This window comes from Methanoplanus sp. FWC-SCC4, assembly GCF_032878975.1.
GTDB lineage: Archaea > Halobacteriota > Methanomicrobia > Methanomicrobiales > Methanomicrobiaceae > Methanochimaera > Methanochimaera problematica.
Genome location: NZ_CP043875.1, coordinates 63,324 through 77,834, shown reverse-complemented (window position 1 = coordinate 77,834; position 14,511 = coordinate 63,324). Strand labels below are relative to the sequence as shown.

The window sequence follows — 14,511 nt, the reverse complement described above, 5'->3', positions numbered from 1 at the left end:
CCATATCTTTTCCGTCAATCTCAAACAAATGAGAGCTTATCTAAACAGGTTTCTTATGCCCGTCTTTTGTCTGATGGGTACTCTCAAAGGTAACCTCCCTATCAAGACTGAATTTTTTAAGAATTTCTGCCTGCTCTTCAATCTTTAAATTAAGATCGATATCAGAAATACGCATTTTCAGGAGTTCATCCCGGCTGTACCCGAGCTTCTCACAGGCTTTATCGTTGACGTCTATAATGACCCCTGGAATTTTGTCATTCTCCATCCCATGAATAATTATTCCGTCATTTGCATTATTGAAAAGAAGCCTGTAGCGCATCTCACTTTTTTTGAGTTTGTCCTGTGTCCTTATCCTCGAAATTGTATTCCCAACATGGGACGCCATCGTTTCAAATCCCTTCATTCTTTCATTGTACCTGACTTCGGAGATTCTGTGTGAACATAAATGAAAAGTTCCGACAATAGCTCCGTCATCGGTTATGGGAACAATGGCAAAATTTTTCAGGCCCTCATTTTTTATAGTGCTTATCTTCTTCTCTGAGAGAAAATCCGTGAAAGGATCCTGTGAATATATCACGCCACCGTTTGAAATCACTTCAAAAAATTCAGAATTCTGATCAAGGGTATCAAAAAATGATAAAAATTCCTTTCCGAGTCCTTCCGAACAATAATTAGTGAACTCACCTGTCCTTTCATCCAGGAGATAGATAATCCCCGAATCCATGTCAAGAATGTCAATGCCAACTCTGAGGGCCATGGGGAGAGCTTCATCATAACTACGGGCGGCCGAGAGTTTAAATGCCAGATCACGCTGGATACGGACAATCTCCTCAATCCTTTTTTTTCCGGTGATATTTTCAAAAAGCAGTGTCAGCCCGGGATACCCGTTTTCAAAAACTGTCGGAAGCATCTTCATCAGAAAACAAAAATCCTTACCATCCTTTTTAATCCAGACTTCATCAGACATTCCCTTATCATAGAGGGGGGAGTTAATACCGGATACAAGAACATCGCTTAATGCATCCTCAGGTATTACATCAAATAAACAAAACCCCTCAATTTCATCAAAACTTTTTTCAAAAAATTTTTGAAACGGGGAATTGGCATAAATTATGCGCTTGTCATTACCTATTACAACAACAGGCCCCGGCGTATAATCAAGCATCGCGGAAACAGGAACCCGATGAGAGAGATAATAAACTTTGGCCTGACCATACGGTTCCATATCAATTTTTCCGGACGTCCTGAGGATGTCAAGATAACGGGCAACAGTAACACGGTTCATCCCTATTGCGGCGGATATTTGCTTTAAAGACATTCCCCGGGGATTATTCTTTAAAATATTCAGAATCTCGATAAATTCGGTTTCTTTATCTCCGGGCATATTATTATAAAAATAACAATTTGCAAACATATCAACCTTTTGTCATAAATATTTATGAATATAAATTCAATGTAGATATCACATATGGATTATCCAATAGCTTAACTTTATATATTTTCAAAGATAAGTCCTTTTGTGCATGTGGATGTATACCATATGTATTCAGACAAAATATGGAAGTTTTAACTGGTTCACTAAATATTCAGGTAAAAATAAGTTGGCCCACCAAATTCGTTAATCCCCATGATCAATCCCCCCCAAAACCCCATCATCATTTAACGGATCTCCCAACTTGTCTTCCAAACAATAAAAAACGAATCGTCTGATTGCAAATGGACGCCGGAAACCCCCCCACAAGATGACAGGTGTAATCCCCCCCCTCACCTGAAATCTTTATCCGGCAGACATCCATCATGACACGGTCATAAATGAGATTTACCGGCATTTCCTTATAAGGATTTCAGAGTGCTCCATAAAAAGCGAACGACACTTTACCAGAAAGAAAATACCGGTGTTGCAACAGAGAATTCGGATAACACCTCTTACAGTTAAACGACAACAACACAGTCATACAATGAATATTAATATTCATTAGAGAACTCCGGATCTCAACAAAGCAATCGCCCGGTAAATAAGTGCCAGTGATATAACAGTGACATATCAGGTGGATTTTTCAGTAACTGCTATGGGAATTGCCGGTCTAATCACATGATTCTGAACTGTTTTTTCCGATAAACTCTTTTCTGCTGAAGAAAATATTTTAAGATATAATTCAGACATCATTATTTAAGTGTGCTTAAATACAATGTTACAATTTATTGGTACAATATCTTTTAGGAGTCTGCACAAAATATGGCAATATTTGACAGAATTATAGGACAGGGACAAAATCCAAACCCGTGGATTGACAAGGCGGCATCCCATTTTGATCAGGGCAGATACGAAGATGCAATAAAAGATCTCGAAAAAGCCCTCGAAATTGAGCCTGAAAACGGACATCTGTGTTACCAGATGGGAAAGGCATTGATGTATACAGCAAGATACAGCGATGCGGAAAGATTTTTTAAACGTGCAGTTGCCGCAAACCCTGAAGACATTGCGGCATGGCAGGATCTTGGAAATGCACTCTTCACCCAAAGAGACTATAGTGGTTCAGTCCAGTGTTTTGAGAAAGTCCTTTCGGCAGACTCCTCACTTATTGATGTATGGTACAAAAAAATTGATGCACTTGAAAACCTGGGAGATTTCAGGGCAGCTGCAGATACCTGTGTGAAAATTCTCACAATAGAACAGGGAAATATCAGAATTCGGGAAAGACTTGGCATTCTTGCAATGAGGACCGGGGAATGGGCCCTTGCACTTGATGCCTTCAGCCGTGTCATGACAGCAGAACCCGAAAACACTTCGGCAATGATCCTTACCGGAGAGGCTCTGGAAAGAATCGGCAATCTGGAAGAAGCACGCGGTTTTTATGATATTGCCGTAAAAACAAATCCAAAAGATCATGTTGCATTATATCACAAAGCAGCAGTGTGTGAAAAACTTGGAAAATACATTGAAGCGGCAGAGACCTATTCCGGTATTTTTGCAGAAAAACCTGAGGATACAACTGCCGCCTTTAACCGTGCCTCAAACCTTTTACGGATTGGAGCATATGCAGAAGCTGCAAATGCCCTTGAACTGATTGTCAAGAGGAATCCTGAAAATATTATGGCATGGCACCTTATGGGAATGTCACTCGTACAGATTGGGGAGTACGAGAAAGCCGTTGCATGCTTTGACAATATATTAAGATACACACCCGACAATCCGGCAACATGGTACCAAAAGGGGGTCTGCCTCTCAAATCTCGGAAGGTACTCTGACGCACTAAACAGCTTTGGCCACGTTACCAAAAACGGACTTGGCGGAGGAGTAAGCTGGATTAACAATAATATAGACCTGAGCCTTTTTGAGAAGCAGAACACAGAGAGAGAGGCCAGGCTCAACATCGATGTCAGGGAAACAAGGATGCTTGAGCTTCAGGGAGAGGCACTCATTCATCTTGGAAACTTCAATGATGCATTTGCATGCTTTTCAAAACTGACAGAGATCAACCCTGACAATATAAATGCATGGAGATACCGCTCAGAAGCACTCTACCACCTTGGAGAATTTGCGGATGCCGCAGACTCATTCACAAAGGTCATACACATATTCCCCGGAGACCTCAGTGCATGGGAGAAGAAAGGCTATGCACTTATGCACCTCGGGGACCATGCGGGCGCTACCGAATGCTTTGATCATGTCCTGAGTGAAGACCCGCAGAATATCTCCGTATGGCAGAAACGTGCTGAAGCACAGATGCGGCTCGGGCTCTTTGACGAGGCACTTGTTACAATTGACAAAATATCAGAACTCTCTGATGACGAGGCAGCCCAGGCCGATAAAGGGGACATCCTCCTTTCAACCGGAAACTATGAAGCTGCAATAGAAACCCTTGAACCTTTAATCGAAAAAGGCGGCAGCGATGTCAATTCGTGGAGGAAGTACCTGACATCCCTTGAAATGCTTGGAAGGTATGACGAGGCAATATCCGCAATCGAAAACCTTGAGGCAGCAGGGGTTGCGGACGCCTCGCTCTTATGCCAGAAAGCAGGAATACTCGAGAAGACCGGAGACCTACAGTCTGCTGTATCAGCATACACGGACGCATATGAACTTGAACCGGAAAGGCAGGGAATAATCCTGCCGCTTGCAAACGACCTGAAACTCCTTGGAAGGTACAAGGAGGCATCAAAAGCCTATGAGACATTTGTAAGGGCAAACAGGGAGAGTCCCGAAGGATGGAGGGATCTCGCAATGTCACTGTGGCAGTCAGGTAACTGTGAAAAGGCAGCAAAGGCATTTACCAAAGCGGCAGGGTTCATGCCTGATGATAACGGCATACTCCTGAATCACGCTCTTCTGATGTATCATACAGGCGACTTTAAAGCTGCAGCAGAGGTCTTCTCAGAAGTAACTGAGAGAGACCCTGAAAATCCGGCAGCATTACGCGGACTTGCATTTTCACTTTCAAGAACCGACAGATACAACGATTCAATCGAGGCCTTCAATAAATTCCTTGCAACAGATGAGGATGATACTGCGGCAAGACTTCAGCTTGCCGGAATTTATGAAAAGACCGGCAGCTTCGAACTTGCAGCAGGACATTATGCAGCGATTCTCGAAGAACACCCAAAAGACATCAACACATGGCTGAAACTCACAAAGCTCCTGATGTTTATGGGCAGGTATGAAGACGCAATGGAAGCGGCCGACAGCATTCTTGAGGTCGAGCCTGAAAACACCGCCGCACTCAGAATGAAGGGAGACTCGCATTCAAGAACAGGTGATTTCAAGGAAGCCTCCGAATGCTATCTGAGCACTGTTGAAAAAGAGCCCGAAGACAAATCAACACGTCTGCTTCTGGCCGAATCATTAATGCGCACCGGCAGATACAAAGACGGCCTCTTCCATTACGGTCAGGCTCTTGAAAACACAGAAGGTGACATTGAGAGCTTCTTCCAGTGTGCAGTGGCACAGATGCATATGGGCGGATATGAAAAAGCTATAAAATTCATATCCAAAGTCCTCAGCGAAAAACCCGAACTCACAGGCGGACTGCTTCTCGAGGCAAACGCTTCAGAACGCATAGGTCATTTCGAAGAAGCACTTGCCGGCTATGAAGAAGCAATCAAGGCAGATCACAATAACCCGGGCCTCTGGAATTCACGCGGCATGCTGCTCATATCACTTGGAAATTATAACGATGCAGGCAAATCATTTGAGCGTGCCATCGAATCCGGTGCAGAAGATCCAAACGCATGGTATGGAAAAGGACTTGCACTTGAACATGTGGGCAAAAACGAAGCCGCAATAGAAGCTTATGACAAAGCACTGGAAATAAACAGCGCTGAAACGGCAGCCTCATACAGAAAAGGGATCTGCCTGACAAAACTCGGAAAATATACAGAAGCAGCGGAAGTCTTTGAAAAAACCTCACGAAAAGAGAAAAAAGAGAGATTCAACCCTGAAGAAGAGTAAAAACAATATTTTATAATTTTAAAAAATCCTGTTTTTAAAAATCAATATTTTTACCGGACTGCCGGGGAGTTTTGCGAAAATCTATTAGTTGCTTTTAAACAGAATCGCTACCTTCAATTTTTCTCCAGCATTCCTGCGGTACTAAAATAACAAATCTTGCACCCTCATTTTCAGTTCCGGTTTCACAGATACCAATACCGGTCAGCAAAAGAATCTCACGCACCAGGAACAGCCCAAAACCATTGTTTTTGCCTACCTTTCGTTCAAAGATTTTTTCTTTCATATTGTCCGGAATCCCGCAGCCGTTATCCTCCCAGATAATTGTCAGATTATTGAAGTTGCTTTTCAGATAAACATTAACTGACGTTACCCCCCCACCGTGCATAACCGAATTTGAAAGAAGGTTTGCAAATATTTTTTTCAGCATTATATCCGCATAGATCTCTACCTCAGAAACATCTGCATTAAAACTCACTGTTTTTGGAACAGAAGAGAAAGGCATTATATTTTCAAGATTCTGCCAGACAGGATCCGCACTGCCAATCACGGAATAATCCCTCGCAAACAAAACCTCGGCATGAATCTCGTCTACAAGAGATTCTATTTTTTTTGTAAATTCCTGTGTACTATTATTTTCTGATATTTCACATATCAATGAAAGATAACTTAAGATCGCAGTCACTTTGTTTACAATATCGTGACGGGTGATACTCCCTAAAAGTTTTAGTTTCTGGTTTGCATGTATCAGTTTGTCTTCAGCATTTTTTCTGTATGTTACATCCCTTCCCAAAACAACCAGGCCTTTTCTGCTGCCGTCAGCGTGAAACAGGGGAACCTTTAACATTTCAAAAATCTTTTTGTCCCCTTCCGGCAATAAAAAAGACTCTTCATTTATTATGAGTCTTCCCAAATTCCAGGCTTCATTGTCGGAAATCTCACAGTTTTTCAAAGCCTCCTGAAGCAAAGGATGGGCAAAAAGTGAAAGCTCGGAGTTTGTGTTAAGCCTGTAGTCAATTCCTTCAAGAGAAAAAAACCTGACATACGCATCGTTTGCGATCATCAACCTGCCTTTTTCATCCTTGAAACAGACGATATCGGGAGTTGAATTTATCAGTGTTCGTAACCTTTCCTCACTTTGTACAAGTGCTTCTTTTGTTCTCATCTCATCTGTGATATCTGAAAAAACTGTTACGAACCTGTTTTTTCCGGTAGAAAATGCAGATATTGAAAAATACCTGTTCATCACCTCGTAAAACACATTCATTTTCAGGGGTTCACCGGTTAAGGCCACATTCAGGTATTTATCAAAAAAAGGCGGTTTTAAAACCCCGTAAACCTCACATGCAGATTTTCCTGATGCATAATCACGCGAAATACCAAGTATTTTTTCATATGCAGGATTCACATCCAAAAGACGATAGTCAACGGGTTTTCCAAAATCATCATAAATGATTTCATGCAGAGCACTGCCTTCCGCCATATTTTCATAAAGGGCTCTGTACTTCTTTTCACTCTCCAAAAGAGCTTTTTTTCCTGCCGACAGATTTTCTATCTGAAGTTTAAGCTCTGATTCAGCCTCTCTTAACTTTCTGTTTGCTTCACGGATCGACCTCTCCCCAAGTTTGTATTCGGTAATATCACGAATAGACTCAATTGCGCCTTTCACTTCTCCATTGGTGTTGTAAAACAGTGAGGCTGTAACAGCTGCATAGGCATCGGGCTTATTTGTAAGGCTGATATTTGACTGTGCGAACAGTGTGTTTCCTTCCCGTGAGACAGAAATATATCCTGCTTCATCAGGATTTTTTGATTTCAGCATGGATTGTGCAAGCAGAGGACGATGATCCCTATAAAACGGAAGTGAAATATCGGATAATTTTTTCCCGAGAATTTCTTCCGGGGGTATCCCTGAAAATGATTCCATAGCAAGATTCCAGGCAATAACGATTTCTTCCCTGTCAATTGCAAATGTCGCATCAGGTAGAAAATTTACAAGATCCGTCATCAGCTGATTTGTTTCACGGATCTCCTTTTCACTTTCAATTAATTTTTGATAACTGCTCTGCATCACTTTTTCTGCAACAGATATCTTTTTGTCTGCCTCAAAGAGCTCTGCCTCTTTTCTTAAAACCTCCATTTCCGCTCTCTTTTTTCCTACGGATTTTGAAAGGCAGTTTTTTAGCTCTGCAAACTGTGCTTTTGGATTGCCCCCCTTCTGGATATAAAAATCGGCACCGTTGTTAAGCGCCTCTATTACAATCTCCTCACGCCCCCTTCCCGTGAAGAGAATAAACGGGATGTTTCCGAAATTTTCCCTTACATTCTTTAAAAAGCAAATTCCGTCCATTTCAGGCATCTGATAATCAGATATAACCGCATCATACGAATTTTTCCCAAGAAGCTCAATCCCGTCCTTTGCAGAGGAAGCGGTATCAACAGAAAAATTACCTCCCCTTTCAAGGAACAGCTTTCCGATCTCCAAAAGTGCCCCCTCGTCATCAACATATAGTGCAGAGATCATTTGAATAATATTTGATGTTTGAACAGGATATATTTTTTCAAATAAAAAATATTTTACCGTTATTTATCACAATACTGGTTAAATTAACTCTATTATGAAGCATAAAACTCGGCTGAAAATGAGAAGGCCCGATAGCTTTGGTCAGTACGCTTCAACCGATATCGGGATGCCTGATAATTTCTCATATATTCTTTTCTTACGCCATAAAATACGGTAATCATACATAAAATATTCATAGGTGTCCCGGACAGAAACCCGGTTTAGAATGGTCGGTAAAGCTCCGGAAACCTTTGTTTAAGAACTGATTAAAGGTATAACTAAATTTCAACCGTTTCGTCTGAAAATGTCTTAAGCTGCATTAAAAGCATAGGATCAAGGCCTTCTTTTACTGCAATATAAAACCCGAAACTCCTCATAAGCCTTAATTTGCTTGACAAAAAATGAATGAACTTTGTAAGAGTGGGTGTTGGGAGATAAATGAGCATTGTATTGACTGAGTCAAGGATGACACAGGTCTTCTCTCCCGGATTTTCCTTAAGCATTTCAGTTATGCCAATACCTATATCGGTAAGGTTTCCCGGATTGCTTACAAAAATTGAGTTGTCTATATCCCCCGGGAGACTTCCAAGTGCATATTTTGTTATAGCATCCACAAAGAAAACTTTTGAGATATCAATACCTTCAGATTTATAGAGATCTTTTAGAAGAGGGGCCGGATTATTTACAGTTATTACTATTGTACGATATCCGCATAGGGAGATCTTTCTTACAAGTTCACAGTTTACATCACCGATCTTTTCGGCGGATGAAGTGGTAAGAACAATACGTCCGGATTCAGAACTGGCAAGTACCTCTTCTATGTCTTTCAAAAATTCACCTTATCAGATACTCTTTATATTCTTCGGGAAGGGAGTCTATCCCTCCCGCTATGACCCTGTTTAAATCATTAAGATTCTCAAGGACCTGTTCTGCCGTCTTCATCTGCACTGACAGCATAAGCTTTAGTTTCTCTGAAGAGCCTTCTTTCTCAATAAGGCCCACTGCTTCATGCAGACCGGAAGAAATGTATCCGACAGGCTCTTTGAGTCTCTTTGCCGCTTCGCTGATGAATTCAACCAAAACTCTCTCAGTAATTTTTTTATCTGTTATATCAATAAATGATCCAAAGTAGTAAACATCACTTGTTATCTCGTTTTTTACCGAGATTGCTGAGAGCTGAATGTCAAATAGGGAGCTATCTTTCTTTCTTCCTTTAACCTCGCCTAAAAACCAGCCCTTTTCAAACAGATGAGTGCATGCATTCCGGTTCATTTCTGCAAAATTTTCCATGTCAAAATATGCAGAAATCCTTTTGTTAAGCATCTCATCCTTTGATTTATACCCGTAGAAATCAATTGCGGCCTTATTCACATAAAAGAGCCTTAAATCTGAATCCATCATGAAGACGCCGTTAAAAGAACTTTCAATTGCATATTCCTTCATTTTAAGTTCATTCTCGGCACGGCTTCGCTCTGAAGCGATCACTATCTGGTGATTCAGCTCTGCAAACTGTGATCTCGGATCTTTTCCTTTCTGCACAAATCCGTCCGCCCCTCTCCGGAATGCCTCTCCTACGACCTCCTCTCTTCCTTTTCCAGAAAATATAATAAAAGGAATCAGTGGATTTAAACGTCTTACTTCTCCAAGGAAGGTAAGACCATCCATCTCCGGCATTTCATAATCAGAAACGATTGCATCATATCCCCCTTCCTGAAGCTTGTACAAACCCTCTTTTGCCGAATAAGCACGGTCAATATCATATTCACCATACTTTTTAAGGAAAATTTCCGCGATTTCAAGAATATCCGGTTCTTCATCCACCATCAAAATGTGCAGCACTTTTTTTGCACCTCCCAAAAAGTCCTGAAAACAGAACAAAAATTTGCTTACATTTTCTTTATTGTATATTCATTTATAAGCATATGGCATAAAAAGACCTGATTTTGCAAATCTCGCTGATAATATATTGCGAAGATTTAATCCCTTTATCACATCTATAACTTATCAATGCAGAACGAGTACAGGGGTGCAATGCTCGGAGGGGCTGTGGGTGATGCACTGGGGATGCCATTTGAGACAACCCCCCCGTCCCTGAGACAGCTCAAAGACGGATACACAAGGCCTCCCAAGTGGCACCCGAATTCAGGACTGCCTGCCGGCGGATACACGGATGATACACAGATAGTAATGCTTGCATCAGAGCTGTTTGCAAGTGGAAACTTTTCTCCCGCAACTTATGCTGAATCACTAAAACAGCTTCACATCCGAAACGGATTCAGGTTCGCTGACGGAACCATATTAACGGCATGCAGGCATCTCCTAAAAGACAGAAAGGAAAATTCCGGATGCAACTCGACAACAGCAGGATGTATACCACTGGGTCTCCCTTTTGCCCTCGTCTACAAAGATCCGGTCTTAATGAGAGAAGAGCTTGTAAAGGCAACGGCAGTCACACATACGCATCCGGGGGCACATGCAGCCGTCGTTTCATTTGCATCCCTGATTTTCTCAACAATAAACAGTGACTTTGATCCTCTCTCAAATGCACAAAAAAATGCGTTTCTGGAAGATGAAACACTGGGAATTAAGACAGGCGAGGCCATCAGACTTGCAAAGGACAATATCTCACTTGATTCCGCACTTGCAGTCATAGGAAACGATGTAAGCATCTATCAGACACTCCCGATGGCTTACTACCTGATACAAAAATACGGAGATTATCCTGACCTTCTTTATATCGCATCACAGCTCGGGGGAAACACTGATACAATAGCCTTCATCTGCGGCGCATGGCTTGGCGCAGAGTACGGGCAGACAGGCATTCCCGATGATCTTATTTTAGGTATTGAAAACAGGGAAAAGATAGAATCTCTGGCAAACAGACTGTACTATCGCTTCGGCGCAAAGAATTAATCCGGTCAGTATCCAATATTATTCATCATGGATATTGCAATCATCGGAGCGTCCGGTTTCACAGGCGGGGATCTCATCCGCCTCCTTCTTTTACACTCCAAAGCGGAAGTTACCTGCGCAACTTCCAGAAGTGAAGAGGGAAAACCGGTTTCTTCTGTCCACAGAAATCTCAAGGATTTAACCGATATTAAATTTACAAACCCTGATATCGAAAATCTCGATGCAGATTTTGCATTTCTTGCAGTGCCACACACTGCTGCGATGAAATATGCAGGTCAGCTCAAAGAGAGGGGGATTAAAACTGTCGATCTCAGTGCGGATTACAGACTTTCAAAGGACATTTACGAGAGCACGTACGGTGTGGAACACACCTGTTATTTCGAGGCGCCCTACGGTCTCCCGGAACTGCACAGGGAAGTCATAAAAGGTGCGGACTTTGTTGCAAATCCGGGATGCTTCCCGACAGGGGCGACCCTTGCGGCAGCGCCGCTTGCAAAACTCGCACACACAATCATTTATGACTCCAAAACAGGGGTATCGGGTGCGGGAGTAAACCCGTCAAAAACAAACCAGTACACAAATGTGGCCGACAACCTGACTGCATATAAGTGGACCAGCCACAGACATCTTGCCGAGATGAGACAGGAAGCAAAATTTCTGGGTTCGTCAGCAAAATGCCACTTCACACCCCATCTGCTCCCTGTAAACCGCGGGATTCTTACAACCGCACACATACTGCTAAATGAACCGCTTACACAAGAAGAGGTCGAAAAGCTTTATCAGGACAGATACAAAAACGAATTCTTCGTGCGCCTGCAAAACCCGTCACTCGGAGGGGTGCGCGGCAGCAATTTCTGCGATATCGGAGTGGAGAGCGAGGGAACACGGATAGTTGCAGTCTCTGCAATTGACAATCTTGTAAAGGGCGCAAGCGGACAGGCAATACAGAACATGAATATTATGTGCGGATTTGAAGAGACGGACGGACTCAGGTTCGGACCTGTATTCCCCTGAAAAAACAAAGGACTGAATTTTATTATGCTGATTAAAGATGTAATGACACCAAACCCCGTGACAATCACACTTAATGCAAAAGTGCGTGAGGCTGCAGGGATTTTAAGAAAATACAGAATAGGCGGAATACCTGTGATGGAAGGGGAGAGGGTCGTAGGAATTGTGACCGAAACAGATATCCTTTCACTCCTCGAGGTAGGGGAATTAAGTGAAGACCTCTGGCTTCCTTCTCCTCTTGAGGTAATAGAAGTCCCTGTGCGGGAGTTCATAAACTGGGAAAAGACAAAAAAGGCATTATCAGACATCGGAGACAGCCCGATTTCCGATATAATGAGCTCGGATATCGTTTCTATCGAGGACGATGCCGATATTGAGGACGGGGCAAAACTCATGCTTGCAGAGGGGATAGCCCGTCTTCCCGTGATTAGAAACGACAGACTTGTCGGAATCGTCACCAGACAGGATATTGTACGCGGCATCACCATGACTGAGGAAAAACCCGAAGAACAGGAGTAATAATTTGAAGAGTATTTGTGCAGTTTTGGGAGTGGAGGCCGCAGGAATAAAGGAGGGGAAATACGGCCTTGCACTTATTAAGGCATCCGGCACGGCAGCTGCGGTGTTTACAAAGAACATTTTCGCGGCAGCACCTGTCATCCTTATGAAAGAGAGGATGGAAAACGGTGTTCTCGACGGAATTATCGTAAACTCAGGGAATGCAAACGTCTATACAGGCGAACAGGGTCTAAAAGACACAGAACGGATGGCAGAAATTGCTGCCGAAGCCTTCAAAACAACCCCTGAAAGAGTTGGTGTTGCAAGCACAGGTGTTATCGGAAGATTCCTTGATACCGGAATTATTGAGGATCAGTGCAGGAGAATTTCCGGCAATATCACATCAGATGAAGATGCCGAGATTCAGGCGGCAAAGGCAATAATGACAACAGACCTTGCCGAGAAGCATGCACTCGTCCAAAAGCCCGGTTTTTCAGTTGCCGGAATAGCAAAGGGCAGCGGTATGATAGCCCCGAATATGGGAACAATGCTCGGATTCCTCTACACTGATGCAGAGATTCCGGCAGACGAACTCAAGACTCTCCTCCAAAAAGCCGTTCGGAGAAGTTTTAACCGTGTGGTGGTCGACGGTGACACATCGACAAACGACTGCGTTTTTATAACAGCAACAGGAAAGAAGGGCAAAGCTGATCCGGATGAATTTTATGAGGCTCTCGAAGAGGTCTGCATAAACCTTGCAAAGATGATTGCAAAAGACGGCGAGGGTGCAACCAAATTCATAGAAGTTGAGGTCACAGGGACGAAGACGGAAGAAGACGCAGAAATTATTGCAAAAACGGTTGTCGGATCTCCACTTGTAAAAACAGCAGTCTACGGCGAAGATCCAAACTGGGGAAGGATCATCGCTGCCGCAGGACGTGCGGGTGTTTCATTCGATCCTCTGGAGATGACAATTTCAATCAGCAACGGAGAGGAGACGGTTGTTCTGGCAAGAAAGGGAGAAAACCTTGCTGACATTAAGGTGAATCCTGAAAATCTTGCAGCGGCAAAGAGTCTGATGAAGGGCAAAACAGTGATTTTTAAGCTCTCCCTTGAGAGCGGAAGTGAAAAAGCAACCGCATTTGGCTGCGATTTTACTGAAAAATATGTTGAAATCAACGGGAAGTACACTACATGAACCGAGTAGATGTCTTAATGGAGGCAATGCCCTATATCCAGAAGTTTCACGGCAAAACAGTTGTTGTGAAGCTCGGCGGGCATGCAATGGTCGATCCGGATGTCCTTGACACAGTAATCCAGGATGTTGTTCTTCTGCATTATGTCGGAATGAAGATTGTAATAGTTCACGGCGGAGGGCCTGAGATTACAAACAAAATGAAGGCAATGGGCAAGGAGCCGAAATTTGTCGGGGGTCTCCGCATCACAGACAACGAAACGCTTGAGATCGCCCAGATGGTTCTTGTCGGAAAAATAAATGACGGTATCGTCTCCCTTATTGCAAAGTTCGGGGCAGCCGGTGTAGGTCTTTCCGGAAATGACGGAAATCTTCTCATTGCAAAAAAGATGGCCATGCAGAAGATCATGGTCAACGAGATAGAGGAAGAGGTTGATCTGGGCCATGTCGGAGAGATAGAAGAGGTAAACCCGGAAATCCTCGAAAGGCTCCTTGAAAGCGGATATATACCCGTTATTACTCCGATTGCAATCGACAGAAAAGGGCTGAGCCTTAATGTGAACGCCGATACTGCGGCAGGTGACATTGCAATTGCACTCAATGCTTACAAATTCATCAACATGTCAGATATTGACGGCGTTATGAATGCACAGAGAACAAGAATTTATCACCGCTTAAATTACAGCGAGGCAATGAATCTTATTAAGGACGGAACAATCGTCGGCGGTATGATTCCAAAACTCTCTGCATGCCTTAAATGCCTTGACAACGGTGTCCGCCACTGCCACATAATAAACGGGAACAAGGATCACAATCTTCTAATTGAGCTTTTCACCCATGACGGCATAGGCACAATGATCAAAAAGAAATCATAAATTCCCAAAT

The 14,511-nt window shown here is 43.0% G+C and carries 10 protein-coding genes; 6 read left to right on the top strand and 4 right to left on the bottom strand.

Going from position 1 to position 14,511, the window contains the following annotated elements; all coding sequences use genetic code 11:
* Positions 1 to 40 precede the first annotated feature (40 nt).
* Entirely contained in the window at positions 41 to 1,384 is a 1,344-nt protein-coding gene (locus F1737_RS00405; protein ID WP_317136813.1) for a PAS domain S-box protein, read from the bottom strand.
* An 852-nt stretch (positions 1,385 to 2,236) separates the two neighbouring features.
* On the opposite strand from F1737_RS00405, the gene F1737_RS00400 reads away from it, so the two are divergent.
* The gene (locus F1737_RS00400) at positions 2,237 to 5,449 is read left to right on the top strand and encodes a tetratricopeptide repeat protein (RefSeq protein WP_317136812.1); all 3,213 of its coding nucleotides are present in this window, start codon (positions 2,237 to 2,239) and stop codon (positions 5,447 to 5,449) included.
* A 94-nt stretch (positions 5,450 to 5,543) separates the two neighbouring features.
* Here F1737_RS00400 and F1737_RS00395 read toward each other — a convergent pair whose 3' ends face one another.
* The 3 genes from F1737_RS00395 to F1737_RS00385 form a co-directional block, all read right to left on the bottom strand.
* The gene (locus F1737_RS00395; protein ID WP_317136811.1) at positions 5,544 to 7,970 is read right to left on the bottom strand and encodes a PAS domain S-box protein; all 2,427 of its coding nucleotides are present in this window, start codon (positions 7,968 to 7,970) and stop codon (positions 5,544 to 5,546) included.
* A gap of 317 nt (positions 7,971 to 8,287) precedes the next feature.
* Positions 8,288 to 8,839: a DUF7504 family protein gene (locus F1737_RS00390; protein WP_317136810.1), complete on the bottom strand. Its 552-nt coding sequence runs from the start codon at positions 8,837 to 8,839 to the stop codon at positions 8,288 to 8,290.
* A 4-nt stretch (positions 8,840 to 8,843) separates the two neighbouring features.
* Positions 8,844 to 9,887: a response regulator gene (locus F1737_RS00385; RefSeq protein WP_317136809.1), complete on the bottom strand. Its 1,044-nt coding sequence runs from the start codon at positions 9,885 to 9,887 to the stop codon at positions 8,844 to 8,846.
* A 129-nt stretch (positions 9,888 to 10,016) separates the two neighbouring features.
* Here F1737_RS00385 and F1737_RS00380 point away from each other — a divergent pair, with 129 nt between their 5' ends.
* From F1737_RS00380 to argB, 5 genes are read left to right on the top strand one after another with little or no spacing between them, the layout of a single operon-like run.
* The gene (locus F1737_RS00380; RefSeq protein ID WP_317136808.1) at positions 10,017 to 10,922 is read left to right on the top strand and encodes an ADP-ribosylglycohydrolase family protein; all 906 of its coding nucleotides are present in this window, start codon (positions 10,017 to 10,019) and stop codon (positions 10,920 to 10,922) included.
* A 27-nt stretch (positions 10,923 to 10,949) separates the two neighbouring features.
* A complete protein-coding gene (argC, locus tag F1737_RS00375; protein WP_317136807.1) occupies positions 10,950 to 11,936 on the top strand; it encodes an N-acetyl-gamma-glutamyl-phosphate reductase in 987 nt (328 codons plus the stop codon).
* A gap of 24 nt (positions 11,937 to 11,960) precedes the next feature.
* The gene (locus tag F1737_RS00370) at positions 11,961 to 12,452 is read left to right on the top strand and encodes a CBS domain-containing protein (protein WP_317136806.1); all 492 of its coding nucleotides are present in this window, start codon (positions 11,961 to 11,963) and stop codon (positions 12,450 to 12,452) included.
* Positions 12,453 to 12,456: 4 nt separating this feature from the next.
* Positions 12,457 to 13,629: a bifunctional ornithine acetyltransferase/N-acetylglutamate synthase gene (gene argJ / locus F1737_RS00365; RefSeq protein WP_317136805.1), complete on the top strand. Its 1,173-nt coding sequence runs from the start codon at positions 12,457 to 12,459 to the stop codon at positions 13,627 to 13,629.
* The gene (gene argB / locus F1737_RS00360) at positions 13,626 to 14,501 is read left to right on the top strand and encodes an acetylglutamate kinase (RefSeq protein ID WP_317136804.1); all 876 of its coding nucleotides are present in this window, start codon (positions 13,626 to 13,628) and stop codon (positions 14,499 to 14,501) included. The genes argJ and argB overlap by 4 nt, the downstream gene beginning before the upstream one ends.
* Positions 14,502 to 14,511 lie beyond the last annotated feature (10 nt).